Source organism: Fenollaria sp. C0166D3, assembly GCF_056590255.1.
In genome coordinates this window covers 18,864-34,547 of sequence record NZ_JBWPVU010000006.1, presented here as the reverse complement: position 1 = coordinate 34,547, position 15,684 = coordinate 18,864, and the positions used below count along the sequence as shown (strand labels likewise).

The window sequence follows — 15,684 nt, the reverse complement described above, 5'->3', positions numbered from 1 at the left end:
AGGAGGTTTCAAATGAGCAAACGATTAGAGGTAAAGGATTTAATCAATATAGGATTATTTTCCGTATTAGGATTCATATTTATGATGATTGGATCATTTTTAGCAATGGTTCCGGTTTTAATGCCGGTTGTCCCATTTGCACAGGGAGTTTTGGTAGGACCTGTAAATATGCTATATTCTACCAAGATTAAAAAAAGAGGAATGATTTTTATTCAATCATTATTGATTGCATTGATATATGTTGCTATGGGACATGGACCTTGGGCATTATTGACTGCTGTTATTGCGGGGATTATTGCTGAAATAATTTTGAAATCAGGAGAATATACGAATGTAAATAAAGCGAGATTAGCATTTTCTATTGCTCCACTTTGCACATTGGGAAATTGGTTACCAATTTTTATTTCAAGAAATGAATATATTCAGCAGATGTTAGAGCAAGGATACAATCAAGAGTTCATTGATAAGATGCTTAGTGTTATGCCGAATTGGATTATTGTTGTAATGGCAATAGTAGGAATTATCGGTGCATATATAGGTTGCAGCATTGGAATGGCATTTCTAAAAAAACACTTCAAAAAAGCCGGTATGGAAAAATAAGATTTCATGGAGAGTTAGGATGATAATCAAACTTGATTTTCGTACAAAACTTTTTATGACGATAGTTCTTTCATATGTGATGGTATTAGGCAATATTCAAACAAAGTATTTCGTGCAAGCCATTTTAATATCCACAATTCCGATAATACTTTTAATTAACGCAAAATATATAAGAGTAGCTATTATTGGAGTGGCTACTCTTTTGTTTGTTTATGCTGCTGATAAATTTCTGATAGGGCTTAATTACAATCCTGTGGTTGCAATTTTATTGATAATAGTGATGGTTATTAAAAAAATTCTCCCCGCTTTTTTGATGGGGAGATATACCATACTTACATCAAATGTTGGAGAAAGCATTTACTCATTAAAAAAAATGAAATGCCCAGATGAAATAGCCATTCCCTTGACGGTAATGGTACGTTTCTTTTATGCTGCAAGGATTGATTATAGTAATATAAAAAAAGCTATGCGTTTGAGAGGATTGACGCTTAAAAGGTTAATAAAGAGTCCAATTTTATTATTTGAATATAGATTAGTGCCATTATTGATGTGCTTATCAAAGGCAGCAGATGATTTGACGGTATCAGCTATGACGAAAGGGTTGGCTGTAAATCAAAAGAGAACAAGTATTAGTGAAACATATATGGGACTTGTTGACTTTATGTTTTTCTTAATAATGGCATGGATAATCTATCTATATATAAGGGGAAAGTATGCTTGAATTACAAAATTTAACAGTAGGTTTTGACGGTGAAAGCATATTGAAAAATATAAATATGATTTTCAAACCCGGTGAAGTAACCGTCATTACAGGACATTCAGGAACAGGAAAAAGTAGCTTGCTAAAAGTTATCAATGGAATCATTCCGGAATACAATAATGCAGAATTAGAAGGAGATATTGTATTTAACGGAAAATCATTGTTTGGCTTGACAATATTGGAACGATCTAAATTTATATCTACAGTGTTTCAAAATCCTAAAACACAATTTTATTGTATCAATTCAACCGATGAACTGGCTTTTCAGTTGGAAAATAGAAACATAGACAAAGATTTGATTTTAGATAAAATTCAGTATTATTCAGCGGTTTTAGGTACAAAGGAATTATTAGATAGGAATATCTTTGAACTATCTGGAGGCGAAAAGCAGTTGATTGCAGTAACAGCTTGTGGGATTTCTGAAAATGAAATTATCTTGTTGGATGAACCCTCATCTTCCTTAGATCAGGTTGCAATAGAGCATTTACAGAATGCCATTATGGAACTGAAAAAAAGAAAGAAAATTATCATCATTGTGGAGCATAGATTGTTTTATCTGAAAGATATGCTTGATAAATTGTGTGTGATAGAAAATGGAACTTATAAAGAATACACAAAAGAGCAGTTTTGTGATGATTTCTTTGAACGGGTTTCTGAAATACACAATCTAAGGAGTTTTAATGCGATTTCTAAAAACAATTTTTTAAGCAGGAAATATAAGCAAGTAGAAGTGTTAAAGAAAAATTCTTCAGATTTTGATTGTAAAGCATTGTCTTGTTTGAATTTCAAAAAAAAATATGAAAGAAAGGAAATCTTTGACTTCAGTATTGCCTTTGAATCCGGTATCAATTTCATCATTGGTCAAAATGGTGTTGGGAAAAGCACTTTTATCAATTTGCTGATGGGGCTGACAAGAGGAACAGGAGAGGTGTTTTATAAGGGGGAAAAACTAAAAAAACGATATGAAAATATTTTTGCAGTCATGCAAGATGTTAATTATCAACTTTTCACAGAATCTGTATGGCAAGAACTTGGAACAGTTACGAAACAGGATGATTTGAAAAATGAAGCCTTAAGAAAGGTACATTTATTTAATAAAAAAGAAATGCACCCAAGTTCGTTATCAGGTGGAGAAAAACAGAGATTGTTGCTTGCTATGTCTATGGTAAGCCAAAAACCAATCATAGTATTTGATGAACCAACGAGTGGACTTTGCAAAATGCAAATGGATATTTTGATTGAATTTTTGAATCAAATGGTAGCACAAGGGAAAACTATTATTATAATCACGCATGATTTTGAATTTATAAAACAATGCGATGGTGCAATATATGAATTTTTGAAATGAAATGTAAATAGATAGAACTATGGAGGTGTTGAAATGAAAGAAAAAAGTCCTACTGCAATATTGTGGGAGCTTGCACATGATGAACATCCAAAATTAAAGACATCAGTATTTATAGCGAGTATTGGTGTTTTAGCGGGGATTGTTCCATACATTGCGGCAAGTCGCATTTTAGTTTATTTAGTGAATGGAATTGAAGACAGCAAGGTTTATCTTATGTGGCTTGGCATAAGCTTGCTATCATATGCTTTGAAATCAATTTTATATTCTTTGGCATTATCAGTATCTCATAAAGCGACTTTTAGTGTACTAAAAGATATTCGTTTAAGAATGCTTGATAAACTTCCAAAGATGCCATTGGGAGAAATAATAAATATTCCAAGCGGTAATTTAAAGCAAATTATAGTCGATCAGGTCGAAAGTATGGAGAAACCTCTTGCACACTTATTACCTGAAATGACATCCAATATATTAGGCTCTTTGAGTATATTCATATATTTGTTATTTCTTGACTGGAGAATGGCGTTATTGTCATTAGTTTCTATTCCTTTAGGAATGTTTTTCATGGGACTTGTGATGAAAAACTACGCTGCTCAGTATGAAGGATCTGTAAAAGTTAGTCGTGAAATGAACTCGGCAATTGTGGAGTATGTTAACGGAATAGAAGTGATCAAAACCTTCAATCAGGATAAAAGGTCATATGCAAAATATAAAGATAAGGTTATTGCAAATGCAAGATACTTTTATGAATGGATGAAGAGCTGTCAGTTACCTGTATCTTTATCTAAAAACATATCTCCTACTACAATGATCACAGTGCTTCCATTTGGTTGGTATTTCTACATTAGCGGCAGTTTAAGTGCAGAAGTATTTATATCTGTAATTATTCTATCTTTAGGTATTGCAGGACCTTTACTTGAAACGATGAATTTTGTTGATGGTCTTGCAAAGATAGGAACTATTGCAAATTCCATTAATTCAATTTTAGAAGGAAAAGAGCAAATTCATTCCAATGTTGATGTGAAAATAAACAAATATGATATTGCCCTGCAAGATGTGAAGTTTGGATATGAAGAAGGAAAGGAAATTCTTCATGGAGTGTCGTTAAACATAGAAGAAGGGACAACGGTAGCTTTTGTTGGACCGAGCGGTAGTGGAAAGTCAACTTTGGCAAAACTGATAGCAGGATATTGGGACATAAATACAGGAAGCATAAAAATTGGTGGATATAATCTCCAAGAGATTCCTCTTAAACAGTTATATAGCTTAGTAGCATTTGTTTCTCAAGACAATTTCCTTTTTAATGAAAGCATTAGGGAAAACATACGAATGGGAAATCCAAGTGCAAGTGATAAAGAAGTTGAAAATATTGCAAAGAAGTCAGGCTGCCATGATTTTATTATGAATATGGAAAAAGGCTATGACACAGTTGTCGGAAGCAGTGGTAGCCATATTTCAGGAGGAGAAAGACAAAGAATCTCAATAGCAAGAGCAATGCTTAAAAAATCCCCGATAGTGATATTGGATGAAGCAACTTCATATATTGATCCGGAGAATGAGGTGATTATCAAAGAAGCTCTATCAAAATTGATACAAAATAAAACTGTTATCGTTATTGCACACAGGTTATCAACAATAACAGATGTTCAACAAATCTTTTTTGTTGAGAATGGAGAGCTTATTTCACATGGTAAACATAACGAGTTAATGGAAGATTGTGAGCTATATAAAAAAATGTGGAATGCTCATATTGGAGTAAAGGATGGTGAAATAAAATGCTAAGTGCTTTAAAAAAAATTTTAGATTTCTCAGGTGATGAGAAGAAAAATATATACCATTCTATATGGGTAAGTTTCTTGTTTGCAATTTTTCACATGCTTCAAATCAGTGCAATTTATTTTATAGTTAAAGCTGTTGCTGAAAAAGATATGAGTATGACACCTGCGTGGATTGCTTTGATACTTCTTGTTGTAAGCATAGTAGGCAGAAGTATTGCAAATTATTATTCACAGTTACAACAATGCCATGCAAGCTATTTTATGGTTGCAAATAAAAGAATTTCAATAGGGGAAATGCTCAAAAAAATTCCTATGGGATTTTTTAATGAAAACAATGGGGGAGAAGTCGTTGGTATTTCTACAACCGTTTTAGAAGACGTGGAAAATACGGCTGCGATGGTTATGGTAAATACCTTGTCGGGATTTATAAATACTATAATCTTTACTTTGATGATTTTAATATTTGAATGGAGAATAGGTTTTATTGTAACTGTCGGAAGTCTATTATATTTGGTTATTTTGTCAAAAATGGAAAAGAAGTCAAGAGAGGTTCTTCCTAAACGACAAATGGCTTCAGCAAAATTAGTAGATACTGTTTTAGAACAGATTGGAGGAATGTCTGTTATAAAATCCTTTAATTTAACCGGTAAAGGTGATGAGAAAGTTAGAGGTGCTATTGAAAATACCAGAAAAACAAATCTTGATTGTGAAAAGTTGTTTACACCTTACACGATTGTTCAAAATATTCTTTTAGATTTGTTCAGCATTTTAATCATAGGTGCAGGTATTTTCTTCTACCAAAGAGGAGAACTTTCGTTTCTGAATACAGTTATGACAATCATAATTTCATTTCTTGCTTTTTCACAAATTAAATTGGCAGGAAGTGCGACAACTGCCCTTAGAGTTGTTAGTGGCTCTATTGAACAAACCAAGAAATTAGAAGAATTTCCACAAATGGATATTGAAGGAAAAGATATAAAACCTGCTAATTTTAATATTTCTTTTGAAAATGTAGAATTTGCATATTCAGGAAAGAAAATTCTTGATGATATATCTGTTGATATACCACAAAACCAAATGACTGCAATAGTCGGACCTTCAGGAGCTGGAAAAACCACATTTTGTAACTTGATTGCAAGGTTTTGGGATATAGATAACGGGAAGATTAGTATAGGAGGACATAATATAAAAGAATATTCCTTAGAGTCATTGATGAAACAAATCAGTATGGTTTCCCAAAATGTGTATTTGTTCCAAGATACTATAGAAAATAATATAAAGTTTGCTAAGCCTAATGCTACCCATGAAGAAGTAGTAGATGCTGCTAAAAAGGCTTGCTGTCATGATTTTATTATGAACCTTCCTGAACAATACCAAAGTGTTATAGGAGAAAGTGGTGCAAGTTTATCTGGTGGAGAAAGACAAAGAATATCTATAGCAAGGGCGATAATAAAAAATGCACCAATTATTATTTTTGACGAAGCTACTGCAAATGTAGACCCTGAAAATGAGGATAAATTGCAAGTTGCTATGGAGGAACTCACAAGAAATAAAACAGTAATAATGATTGCGCACAGACTAAAAACCATAAAAAATGCAAATCAAATTCTTGTCTTGGCTAATGGAAAGATAACGCAACAAGGTACACATGAAGAACTTATTCAAGTTGATGGTATCTACAAAAAATTTGTTGAAGCAAGACAAGTGGCAGCAAAGTGGCAGTTGTCATAAGTTATAAAAATATTGAAAAAAACTGGAGGAAGTCATATGGGAAAACAAGATATGAAAACACAACTTTTAACCAAAAGTCCTAAAGATTTATTGTTTCAGTTAGCTATTCCGGGAATTATAGGAATGATAGTTATAGGGCTATATCCATTTATGGACGGAATTTTTGCTGGATGGATTATTGGAGACTATGCAATGTCTGCTATTAGTATATCCATGTCCTTAACAATAATAAATGGTGGAGTATCAGCACTTATTGGAGTTGGTAGTGCATCAATATTATCAAGGTCGATTGGAAAGGGAGATAAAGAAACAACTGACAAGATATTTGGAAATTTTTGTTATTGGGTAATTTTATTCTCTATAGTTATCACAATATTAGGTTTGATATTTGCACCTAATTTTTTGGATTTAGTAGGAGCAAAGGGGAATATTAAAGAACTTGGAGTCAGATATTTAAGAGTAGTTTTTTTTGGCTCCATATTTGTTAATTTTGCTCAAGCCGGAAATATGACAATGCGTGGTGAAGGTGCATTAAAGCAATCCATGATTATTATGGGGGTAGGAGCAATATTAAACATTATTTTAGATCCCATTTTCATGAAGTTGATGGGAGAATATGCGATTGAAGGGGCAGCTATTGCAACTGTAATCTCTCAAATTGTGCAAGCTATATTAACCTTCCGCTATTTTTCAAAGAAAAGTGCTTTTGTGGGGATTCATAAAATCCAAAAGAGTAAGGATATTTCCAGTGAAATGTTTAGCATAGGAAGTTCTGCAATGATGATGCAAATTTTGTTTGCAGTACAACAAACATTCTTGTTTAAGCAAGCTTTCGCATACGGTGGAGATAATTGGGGAATTTTAATGGCTGCTACAATGAGATTGTATATGTTCTCCTTTATTCCTCTTTGGGGAATGAGCCAAGGTTTACAGCCTGTTATTGGGGCAAATTTCGGAGCAAAGCAATATAAAAGAGTAAAAGATACAATGAAGGTTTTTATGTACGGAGCAACTATTCTTGCAGCTCTTTCATGGATACCATCGATGTTTTATTCAGAAAAATTACTATCACTATTCAGTGTAAGAAGTGAAATCATAGAAGCTGGTGTTATGAATTTCAAGATGTTTTATTCCACATTTATTTTGTATGGAATTATGATAATGACACTTACATTCTTTCAATCTATTGGAGATGGGAAAAAAGCAAGCATGATTGTAATGCTTAGACAACTGATTTTGTTTATTCCGGCTATATTATTGCTTCCAAAGTTTTTTGGAGCAAGTGCAGTTTGGTGGGCTGAACCTATTGTAGATTTTAGTATGATTATGTTGGGACTGTTTTTAATGATTAATGGACTTAGGAAAATGGGAAAACAACAAATTACAAAAAGTTAGGTAGCTCAAAAGACAAAAGAAAAAATGAGAAAGGTTTGATGTATGAACATTATTTAATTATAAGGGCTGGGTGATTAAGATGAAAAAATCTTTATATACAAAAGAAATAAATAATAAAAATTTCTATTTGCCTTATAGTTGTCTATTCTCTCAAACAATTAAATACATCTAAAGAAAAGGTAAACTCTTTTCAATTCAGAGGACATTTTACGCCAAAGTGTAGAAGTCCTCCTTTTTTTTATTCTCAAAAAGCAAAAACAGAGAGCAGAAAAAGGAGGATAGCACAATGGGTAAAAAAGAATATCACAACTATGTTAGAGGGAAAGCTGTACCTGTAAGTGAAGAAGTCTACAAAGCCTATTGGAAGATAACAGAGCATGAAAAATATCTTCAGAGAAAAGATTGGAAGTATGACGTGATTCCATTTTCAGCACTGGATAACGATGGACACTTTGTAGACAATATCATAGATGAAAGAATAGACTTAGAAAAAATTGTAGAGGTCAAAATGCAAATTGAAGAATTAAACAAGGCATTAGCTACACTCACAAAAAAGAAAGAGAGCTTATAGAAGCCATTTTCTACAAAGAAGAAAGTCTAAGATCGATTGGCAAAAAAGAAAAAGTAAGCTATCAAGCAATCGGAAAAAGGAGGGATAAGATTTTAGAAAAACTAAGAAAACTTTTAGAAGATAAATTCAAAAAATGCTGAAAGGTTAAGTATCAAAGAATGGTGCTTAGCCTTTCTTTGTTTGGAACACAATAATATTGAAATGGAGGAATGAAAAATGAAAGAGTTAGAAAATGTAATGAGCCAGTTGGAAAAAGAAACTAAGAAAAAAGAACAGGCGGAAAACAAAATTAAGCAACTAAGACAAAAGAAATCACAGCTAAAAAGAAAGGCGGACACGAAACGAAAAGTAGAAAAAGGTGGAGTATTTGAAGCCTTTGAAAGAGAAATTACAGGTATGCAGGAAGAAACAAATAATGATTTAATCTATGCCTTTTTAGATTATGTGCTTTCCGATAATCGAAATAGAGAAAAGCTAAAAGAACTTACAGAAATTCATTTAAAAGAAAAAGAAATCTCATTAGATTAAATCCAAATCTTGAAGAAGAAAACACAAATGATAATTTTGAAGAACCGGCTGATGAAGAATAAGAAAAACAGAAATGTATTAGAGATTGAGATGGAGCAAAGTGAGAAACATTTTAACACTTTGCTTTTTTGTGGATTTGAAAATCTACAAAAAGCAAAGTTCACAGGGGTCTAAGGGGGAGTAGCCCCCCTTGAACAAATAAAAATGCTTTAGCGTTTTTGTTTCCTTAGCGGAGCTAATAGCTTTCCGCAGGAACGCAAAGCACCATAGTCAAACGGTGTATCTTTGCGCCCTTTGAAAAAGGGAGCGAAGATACGACCTGAACATTAGGATAGTAAAATTCCAAAACTGAAAACAGACAAAGGAGAAAAAGACAATGGAAATCAAAAGTTTGCATACCCATGTAGATATTGTGGCAAGGTCAAAAGGAGCAAGCGTGATTGCAAAAGCTGCATATAATGCAACAATATTGCTATTAACGATCTGTGGAAAACTAAAAGGACTAAATTTGATATAAACTCAATAACGCCAGATGTAGTTGAAATAGATGAAGACAACTTTTTTTACAATTGGGCATGTTGTATTTACAGGAAAGCTGGAGAAGATGCTAAGAAAAGATGCAATGCAGATAATTGTTAATTTAGGAGGAATACTCGACAATAGCGTGAATAATAAAACTAATTATTTAATACTTGGAGATAACGATTATAATGCAATACTAAAAGGTGAGAAGTCATCAAAACATAAGAAGACTGAAAAATTAAAACTAGAAGGTAATGATATAGACATTATAGATGAATGACATTTTATGATTTGATTAACCAATAGTGCTAAAAGTTAAGATATAAAAGATGTTATTTAAGACGGTAGAAATGCCGTCTTTTTTTATTGGATACTTTTTAATGTTTTGGAATTAAAGGGTGCAAATAGCGTTATTTTTACTCTAATTTATAAAAATTAAATTGTATTATTTTATAAAATTTTAAGACGCATCATAGAGAATCGGATTAATATTTATCAATTCAATAATCATATTTAGACCTATTGATATTTTCAAGAAGAAATATCAATAGGTCTTTTTATGTTCGCTTTTGTATTTTCATATTTAAGAAAACTCTTTACTCAAAAACACTCTCTTTGTCCTAAGGAATATAGAGGGAAAGAAATATAGGTTAAAAATCACCTTAATTTCTTTGCCTGTGATATAGGAGGTGGAGTATGAGAGTTGAAAAGTTTGAAGGCAGAAAAGATTTAGTAAAAACTCAATATACAGAAAGAGATTTAAAGGCAGAGCTTAACTTTTATCTATCAGATAATTTCATCCAAGACCTCTTTCTTTTAGATGAAATTAGCCTTGAAGAATATAGAAAAATTAGAAGAGAAAACATAAAAAAATTTAAGCCTATTCTTTCAGAATTATTGCTATAAGACTTGATAAATACTTGATTTTATGGGAATATAGCACTAAGAGGAAGAGAGGTGAAAGGATGAAAAAGAAAATATTGATACAAGAACCATGGAAAGCGAGCTGATGCTATCCATACTGTCATCATTGGCAGAAAGTGAATCTAGGTCTATATCAGAAAATAACAAATGGTCCATAAAGAAAAGATTTCAAAATGGAACATTTATCATATCAAGCCCACCCTATGGCTATGAAAATTTAGATGGGAAGATGGTAGTTAATGAAGAAGAAGGAAAAATCATAAAAGAAATATTTGAAAAGTATCTTTCAGGTGAGGGAACTCACAAAATAGCAGAAGACTTAAATAAAAGAAAGATTAAAGGGCAAAAAGGAGCAGACTGGTATGGGTCGACTATAAATGGAATCTTAAAAAATGAAAAATACACAGGGGATGTTATCTACCAAAAGACTTATACAGATGAAAATTATAATAGACATAAAAATAATGGAGAAAAGGACCAATATAAGATTATAGACAACCATGAAGCCATTGTAAGTAGAGAGGAATTTGAGAAAGTTCAAGGTAAGCAACTTTTCAATTGTTTCAAAAGATGACGATGGAAATAATGTTTATACCAATTGTTCAGCTTATGGAGATAAGACAAAAGATTTAGATAACCTAAAACAAGGAGATTTTGTTAAAATATTTGGGGAAGAAAAGCCTTATATAGATAATAATGGTAAGGAGCGTAAAAATATTCGTGTATTATCAGCAAAATTATTAAAGCCTAAAGATCTTAATAAAGAAAAACCTAAGAAAGAATCTGTCTTAGGTAAAATTGCAGACTATAAGAAAGAAGAAAAGAAACAATCTAAAAGTAAGGCAGAAAAAGGAATTGACAGGTAGTGTTTAGCACTTGAAATATTTTCTAAACTGTGCTATAATATATATACAATTAGAAGAGGATTGGGGGTTAATGTTTATCCTTTAGCTTAACCGGGAGCGTCGGAAATACCCGAGATAGCTAAAAACATCACCGTTACAATTTATCGGTGGACTCAAGGGCTAGTGAGGTTGTATTGCTAAAAAGCCACTAAAATTGACTAAGGAGTGATCGATTAGTATTACTCCTTATTTTTTTGAAATATTATAAAGGAAGTGTTTAGTTTGAATAATATACAGAATATATTTGATTGGTATAACAATTTTAATAATAAAACTATAAACATTGTTGGACTTGAGAAAGAGTTTACAATTGATATTGATAATAAAAACTTGGCTCATTTGTTAGGACTTCAATATATTAACAATACTGGAGCAATTAAAGGTAGAAGACTTTATAATTATATTAAAAATTCCAATTTATCAGATGAACAAATATATCAAAGGATAGCATCATCAAATCCAAATAAGCTTAGTAGTGTAAGAGATAGGGTTGACAATATTGTGGGATTTTTAAAAAACTTGCACAATGCAAAAATTTATGAGATGACAAATGTTAATTCTAGGATAAAAAGTAAATTTTTAGGAGTAGATATTAACGACGCTAGTATTAGGATGTTAGGCATTGCTTCAACAGATTATGAAGATTATCTGGAGACGTTTTTAGTAAGAACAGATGATTTATACTTTAGAAATTCTCAGATAGAAGATCCAGTCATTTCTATTACAGAAATTTTAGCAGATGGTAAAGAAAAACTATTTTCATTTGATGAGAATAGACAGTTAAAATTAGACCGAATGAATCAATCATTAGATTTAGATGAGCATAGAAATTTACTTAAAGCTACCAGACTTAGTGACAGAGAAAACTCTTTTGAGTATGATGGTTTTAAATATTATCCAGTAAGGCCTTGGAATAGCGAAGAAAAAGAAATGTTATTAAATGAAATATCTAAATATTTATTTACTGATGGATTGTTTGATAATGAGTATAAAAGCAGTAGAATAGCTGAATTTTATACCAAAGTGCCAGATGAATATAAAGATTGTGACCTATTTTATAATGACACTACACAAAATTTATATTTTATATCAGAAAAAGGACTGCAAGGATATTCTAAATATCAAGGAGCAGACCTGACAAAAGAATTAAAACGATGTTTTGATTTGTAAGATAAAAATATAAGCAAAATTAAGCCATCTGTATTGTCACAAATTAAAGAATTTAAAGAGGAAGAGTCTAAGTCTATAAAAAAGGATAATGTTAATATAGATTTTGAGAGATAGGGCAAGTTCATTATACTCGCTCTATTTTTAAAGCATATTTTAAGCGTAGGAAGACTTTTAAAGCATTAAGCATATATTTACTAGGCTAAGTATATAAAATCGAGATATGAGCGTTTTAGATAGCTTAAAATTAAAATGAGTAAAAAGGAGGTATGTTATGAATAAATTAGAGAGAATTCTTGATAAATTTAGAAAGAAAATAAGAAAAGAGAGGATTCTAACGAAAAAATTAAAGAACTTAAATTACAAGCTAAAGAGCTTGAAAAAGAATTTGAAAACAAAAGAAAAATTGAAAAAGGGGAAGCCTTTGAAAAGTTTGAGAACAAAATTACAAGTAAAGCTACTTTAACTGATGGAAAATTTGTGTCTGACTTTTTAGAATTTGTATTTGAAGATGAAAGATTTAAAGATATTTTAACTGATTTAACAGATTCATATTTATCTAATAAATAAACTAGTAAACATAAATTTTAAGCGATGTATATCAAGTAAAATTTATGTAGCACAAGGGTTAGGGAATGTAGTTCCCTTATATAATTTAAAGGTGGAGGGTTTATCTCTCCACCTTTTTTTCTTTGTCCTTATCTTGATTTAGATAGTTGTCATAGTTATTTTTATATTGTATATATTTATTGAAGTTTTCCTTATTTAGCTTATATTTTTCCATTAGTTGTTCTTTTTCTGTTTGCAACTTATCTAACTGGTCTAATATATTTTTAGTATCAGGTAGCTTGCCATACTTTTTTAAAATATCTTCAGCTGATTTTATATATATTGTAAGCTCGCTTTTATATTCGCTTTCAAATTCTTTATCGTTAGGATTTTTCTTGTGATATTTGTAGATTTCACGATACTTATTTATAGTGTGAGTGTTTTCCATATCATTAGATAGTTCACTCATTTGCTTTTCTATATTTTTAATTTCGTCCATAATATTTTGTCTGTCATTAGCAGTTTCTTGTATAAGTTTTTCTAGCTGTGCCTGCGAATTAATTCCCAGATTTCTTAATTCCACTATAGTCTCAGCCATAGCTTTTAAATTATGTTTAGTCGCCCAAAATTCATAACCTTTTGATGTTTTTACTTTTTTAGATGTAGATAAATTGATAACATTATTAACTCTTTTTTTATTTGGATTGCTTTTATTTTTAATAGCTTCACTAATTCTTTCTTTAATTTTATCTTCAGTATAATCTTCGCCAATAGTTTTAGCACGTGTAAATCTTTTTTTATCCTTATGTTTAAATGCAATATATTTTCCGTTCTTAATTTCATAATCTAATTCTTTCATATTTTTTAAAAACTCATCCCATGAATTAGATTTGTTTATCATTCTATCAATATCGAACTGAAATTTAGATTTCCAAGATTTACCCTGCTTACTTTGCTCATATTCATACCAAGATTTGCCAGCCGTTTTATATTTTCTTTTGTACGCTTCATAATATTTGTCAATCACTGATAGCTTATATTTTTCACATAACTCATCACTTTTAGTTCTAATTATATGATAAGTTCTTTTATTAGATCTATAGCATTTGCCTGTTTCAAAATTTACATTATTAAAAATAATGTGGTTGTGAATATGCCCTCTATCTATATGAGTTGCTAGTATAAATTCATACTCATCTTTCAATACTTTTTTGCATAGCTCCATTCCAATTTCGTGTGCTTTTTCTGGAGTAACTTCGCCTGGTAAAAAAGATTGAATTAAATGTCTTGCGTAAACAGTTCCTTTTGTGTTGTTACTTTTTCTTGTCTCGTCAAATTGTTTATATGCAGTAGATGGATGACATTTGAATGAAGATACCAAAATATTTTCATCTGTTTTTTCTTTCTTAGTAATATAATCTATTGCTAAATTTAGTGTTGATTTTATAGGATGTATTTTTGTAATTGCCATACTAATCACCAGAACTTTCTTTTGATTTATTAAGAAGTACAATCGTCGGGAAAATTAGAGTGTACCAGCTGTACAGAGGGGAGAAGACCATTATTTGGACATAGAAGCCACCTTTATACGTTGGTTGTTCTAATTAAGACACTTCTTGTTTATTAAACACTCTATTTTTAATTAAAGACGTTATTCTAGAAGTATCAAATAGGAATCCAATCTTCCTATATATAATCAGGCGATATTTGTCTAATAATTTTATTAACTTCTTTTAATTGAATTCAAATTATATAAGCCGAAGCTAGCAAATATAATAAGTATTACACCTAAAATTATTGATTTATAATCAATTACCTTGAGTAAACCTAATACTATTAAAAGCGCAGAGAAAAATAAAAGATAGTAATATGGAGCTTTTCTCCTATTAATATCTAAATTTTTACTGTCCCTATCAGAAAAAATTGGTATTTCTTTACTTCCGTCTGTTTCAATTATCAAAATTTCTTTGTTAATCATACCCGGAGAAGTCGCTATCATACTTTTAGGAGAGTTATAAGGTCTCAATTTTATATTTCCAAAACTAAGTTTTCCAATGTTAAGTGGGGCTGTAAAAACTTTTAAATTCATACCATTTAAAAATTCTGTGTATTTTTTTCTTTCCTTGTTATTCATATATCCTATATACTCTACAGCGTACCTATGGTCTGAATTAGTTTTTTCAAATTCATGCATGATAGATCCACTTTTTACAAGTCGATATCCCTCGCTGGCTATATGATTTAAATATTCTTCCCTGCCTTCTATAGGATTTAGAAAAATTTTTATTTTATTCATAGTCTTCCTCCTTTTTAAATTTCTTTTCTCCTTTTAAAACCAAATTTCTCATTCTCTTAATTTCTAATGAAACTAATTCTCTTCCAGTATCTGTGGCTATATAAACTTTTTTGCCACTATCATCTTTATCAACTAATTCAATCCATCCTTTCTTATTAAGATTATTAATGGCTCCGTATAAGGTTCCTGGACCCAAAATAATCCGTCCATTAGTTATTTCTTCAACTTCTTGTGAAACTTTGTAACCATAATTCTCTTCCAGCATTGTTAGCAAGACTAAAAACATTGTTTCGGTTAAAGGAATGTGTTTCTGTAAATCATTTCCCATTGATAACACCTCCGTATTTGATTATCTAAATTATATCACTAAACATACTACGTGTCAAGTAGTATGTTAGACATAGTCGTAGTATGAAAATATCGTAATTATCAATTGTTTCTCGTCTATAATTGTATGATATCGGATATTTTGATTGAGTTAATTTTATATATTTTGAAACAAATTGGAAGTATTATCTAATTTTGCTCTTTTTATTTTAGTATTAAATGATAAGTGGTAGTTATTTTTTATAATATCACTAAATCCACCTCATTATAGGACGTTTTCAAATTT

At 30.8% G+C, this 15,684-nt stretch carries 18 protein-coding genes; 15 read left to right on the top strand and 3 right to left on the bottom strand.

The features are described 5' to 3' along the window. Positions 1 to 12: 12 nt before the first annotated feature. From AC1EJ0_RS05310 to AC1EJ0_RS05240, 15 genes are all read left to right on the top strand, one after another. Entirely contained in the window at positions 13 to 600 is a 588-nt protein-coding gene (locus tag AC1EJ0_RS05310) for an MptD family putative ECF transporter S component (RefSeq protein WP_215492056.1), read from the top strand. Positions 601 to 619: 19 nt separating this feature from the next. Further along, the gene (locus AC1EJ0_RS05305) at positions 620 to 1,321 is read left to right on the top strand and encodes an energy-coupling factor transporter transmembrane component T (protein ID WP_009529547.1); all 702 of its coding nucleotides are present in this window, start codon (positions 620 to 622) and stop codon (positions 1,319 to 1,321) included. Further along, positions 1,314 to 2,708, top strand: a complete 1,395-nt coding sequence (locus AC1EJ0_RS05300; RefSeq protein ID WP_480023983.1) for an ATP-binding cassette domain-containing protein — start codon at positions 1,314 to 1,316, stop codon at positions 2,706 to 2,708. Before AC1EJ0_RS05305 ends, AC1EJ0_RS05300 begins: the two co-directional genes overlap by 8 nt. Before the next feature lie 33 nt (positions 2,709 to 2,741). Then, positions 2,742 to 4,487, top strand: a complete 1,746-nt coding sequence (locus tag AC1EJ0_RS05295; RefSeq protein WP_480023554.1) for an ABC transporter ATP-binding protein — start codon at positions 2,742 to 2,744, stop codon at positions 4,485 to 4,487. Then, entirely contained in the window at positions 4,481 to 6,214 is a 1,734-nt protein-coding gene (locus AC1EJ0_RS05290) for an ABC transporter ATP-binding protein (protein ID WP_480023982.1), read from the top strand. The genes AC1EJ0_RS05295 and AC1EJ0_RS05290 overlap by 7 nt, the downstream gene beginning before the upstream one ends. 36 nt (positions 6,215 to 6,250) lie before the next feature. After that, positions 6,251 to 7,609, top strand: coding sequence for an MATE family efflux transporter (locus AC1EJ0_RS05285; protein ID WP_480023556.1), 1,359 nt, complete (start codon positions 6,251 to 6,253; stop codon positions 7,607 to 7,609). Positions 7,610 to 7,895: 286 nt separating this feature from the next. Continuing rightward, positions 7,896 to 8,180, top strand: a complete 285-nt coding sequence (locus tag AC1EJ0_RS05280; RefSeq protein ID WP_480023557.1) for a hypothetical protein — start codon at positions 7,896 to 7,898, stop codon at positions 8,178 to 8,180. A gap of 216 nt (positions 8,181 to 8,396) precedes the next feature. After that, positions 8,397 to 8,708: a hypothetical protein gene (locus AC1EJ0_RS05275; RefSeq protein ID WP_480023558.1), complete on the top strand. Its 312-nt coding sequence runs from the start codon at positions 8,397 to 8,399 to the stop codon at positions 8,706 to 8,708. 376 nt (positions 8,709 to 9,084) lie between these two features. Next, complete coding sequence (locus tag AC1EJ0_RS05270) at positions 9,085 to 9,225, top strand: hypothetical protein (RefSeq protein ID WP_480021891.1); 141 nt, start codon at positions 9,085 to 9,087, stop codon at positions 9,223 to 9,225. A gap of 30 nt (positions 9,226 to 9,255) precedes the next feature. Continuing rightward, on the top strand, positions 9,256 to 9,510 hold the full coding sequence (locus AC1EJ0_RS05265) for a BRCT domain-containing protein (RefSeq protein WP_480023559.1): 255 nt from the start codon (positions 9,256 to 9,258) through the stop codon (positions 9,508 to 9,510). 416 nt (positions 9,511 to 9,926) lie between these two features. Next, positions 9,927 to 10,136 carry an SHOCT domain-containing protein gene (locus AC1EJ0_RS05260; protein ID WP_480021984.1) on the top strand — a complete coding sequence of 70 codons (210 nt, stop codon included), beginning with the start codon at positions 9,927 to 9,929 and terminating at the stop codon, positions 10,134 to 10,136. Between the two features lie 73 nt (positions 10,137 to 10,209). Then, positions 10,210 to 10,728, top strand: a complete 519-nt coding sequence (locus tag AC1EJ0_RS05255) for a recombinase family protein (protein WP_480023578.1) — start codon at positions 10,210 to 10,212, stop codon at positions 10,726 to 10,728. Then, positions 10,682 to 11,020, top strand: coding sequence for a hypothetical protein (locus AC1EJ0_RS05250; RefSeq protein WP_480021982.1), 339 nt, complete (start codon positions 10,682 to 10,684; stop codon positions 11,018 to 11,020). Before AC1EJ0_RS05255 ends, AC1EJ0_RS05250 begins: the two co-directional genes overlap by 47 nt. A gap of 261 nt (positions 11,021 to 11,281) precedes the next feature. Then, positions 11,282 to 12,229, top strand: coding sequence for a PBECR4 domain-containing protein (locus AC1EJ0_RS05245; protein ID WP_480021981.1), 948 nt, complete (start codon positions 11,282 to 11,284; stop codon positions 12,227 to 12,229). 271 nt (positions 12,230 to 12,500) lie between these two features. After that, positions 12,501 to 12,692, top strand: coding sequence for a hypothetical protein (locus tag AC1EJ0_RS05240; RefSeq protein WP_480023560.1), 192 nt, complete (start codon positions 12,501 to 12,503; stop codon positions 12,690 to 12,692). 204 nt (positions 12,693 to 12,896) lie between these two features. Here the strand turns inward: AC1EJ0_RS05240 and AC1EJ0_RS05235 are convergent, their stop codons facing one another. The 3 genes from AC1EJ0_RS05235 to AC1EJ0_RS05225 form a co-directional block, all read right to left on the bottom strand. Next, positions 12,897 to 14,246, bottom strand: a complete 1,350-nt coding sequence (locus tag AC1EJ0_RS05235; protein WP_480023561.1) for a relaxase/mobilization nuclease domain-containing protein — start codon at positions 14,244 to 14,246, stop codon at positions 12,897 to 12,899. A 252-nt stretch (positions 14,247 to 14,498) separates the two neighbouring features. After that, complete coding sequence (locus AC1EJ0_RS05230; protein ID WP_480023562.1) at positions 14,499 to 15,071, bottom strand: DUF2812 domain-containing protein; 573 nt, start codon at positions 15,069 to 15,071, stop codon at positions 14,499 to 14,501. Continuing rightward, positions 15,064 to 15,399 carry a PadR family transcriptional regulator gene (locus AC1EJ0_RS05225; protein WP_480021977.1) on the bottom strand — a complete coding sequence of 112 codons (336 nt, stop codon included), beginning with the start codon at positions 15,397 to 15,399 and terminating at the stop codon, positions 15,064 to 15,066. Before AC1EJ0_RS05225 ends, AC1EJ0_RS05230 begins: the two co-directional genes overlap by 8 nt. Positions 15,400 to 15,684 lie beyond the last annotated feature (285 nt).

Excerpts from the sequence above, each read along its gene's own strand:
- AC1EJ0_RS05265 (WP_480023559.1), top strand. The coding sequence starts at position 9,256 with ATGAAGACAACTTTTTTTACAATTGGGCATGTTGTATTTACAGGAAAG.
- AC1EJ0_RS05260 (WP_480021984.1), top strand. The coding sequence starts at position 9,927 with ATGAGAGTTGAAAAGTTTGAAGGCAGAAAAGATTTAGTAAAAACTCAA.
- AC1EJ0_RS05300 (WP_480023983.1), top strand. The coding sequence starts at position 1,314 with ATGCTTGAATTACAAAATTTAACAGTAGGTTTTGACGGTGAAAGCATA.
- AC1EJ0_RS05270 (WP_480021891.1), top strand. The coding sequence starts at position 9,085 with ATGGAAATCAAAAGTTTGCATACCCATGTAGATATTGTGGCAAGGTCA.
- AC1EJ0_RS05225 (WP_480021977.1), bottom strand. The coding sequence starts at position 15,399 with ATGGGAAATGATTTACAGAAACACATTCCTTTAACCGAAACAATGTTT.
- AC1EJ0_RS05310 (WP_215492056.1), top strand. The coding sequence starts at position 13 with ATGAGCAAACGATTAGAGGTAAAGGATTTAATCAATATAGGATTATTT.
- AC1EJ0_RS05285 (WP_480023556.1), top strand. The coding sequence starts at position 6,251 with ATGGGAAAACAAGATATGAAAACACAACTTTTAACCAAAAGTCCTAAA.
- AC1EJ0_RS05280 (WP_480023557.1), top strand. The coding sequence starts at position 7,896 with ATGGGTAAAAAAGAATATCACAACTATGTTAGAGGGAAAGCTGTACCT.
- AC1EJ0_RS05230 (WP_480023562.1), bottom strand. The coding sequence starts at position 15,071 with ATGAATAAAATAAAAATTTTTCTAAATCCTATAGAAGGCAGGGAAGAA.
- AC1EJ0_RS05275 (WP_480023558.1), top strand. The coding sequence starts at position 8,397 with ATGAAAGAGTTAGAAAATGTAATGAGCCAGTTGGAAAAAGAAACTAAG.
- AC1EJ0_RS05305 (WP_009529547.1), top strand. The coding sequence starts at position 620 with ATGATAATCAAACTTGATTTTCGTACAAAACTTTTTATGACGATAGTT.
- AC1EJ0_RS05235 (WP_480023561.1), bottom strand. The coding sequence starts at position 14,246 with ATGGCAATTACAAAAATACATCCTATAAAATCAACACTAAATTTAGCA.
- AC1EJ0_RS05240 (WP_480023560.1), top strand. The coding sequence starts at position 12,501 with ATGAATAAATTAGAGAGAATTCTTGATAAATTTAGAAAGAAAATAAGA.
- AC1EJ0_RS05295 (WP_480023554.1), top strand. The coding sequence starts at position 2,742 with ATGAAAGAAAAAAGTCCTACTGCAATATTGTGGGAGCTTGCACATGAT.
- AC1EJ0_RS05290 (WP_480023982.1), top strand. The coding sequence starts at position 4,481 with ATGCTAAGTGCTTTAAAAAAAATTTTAGATTTCTCAGGTGATGAGAAG.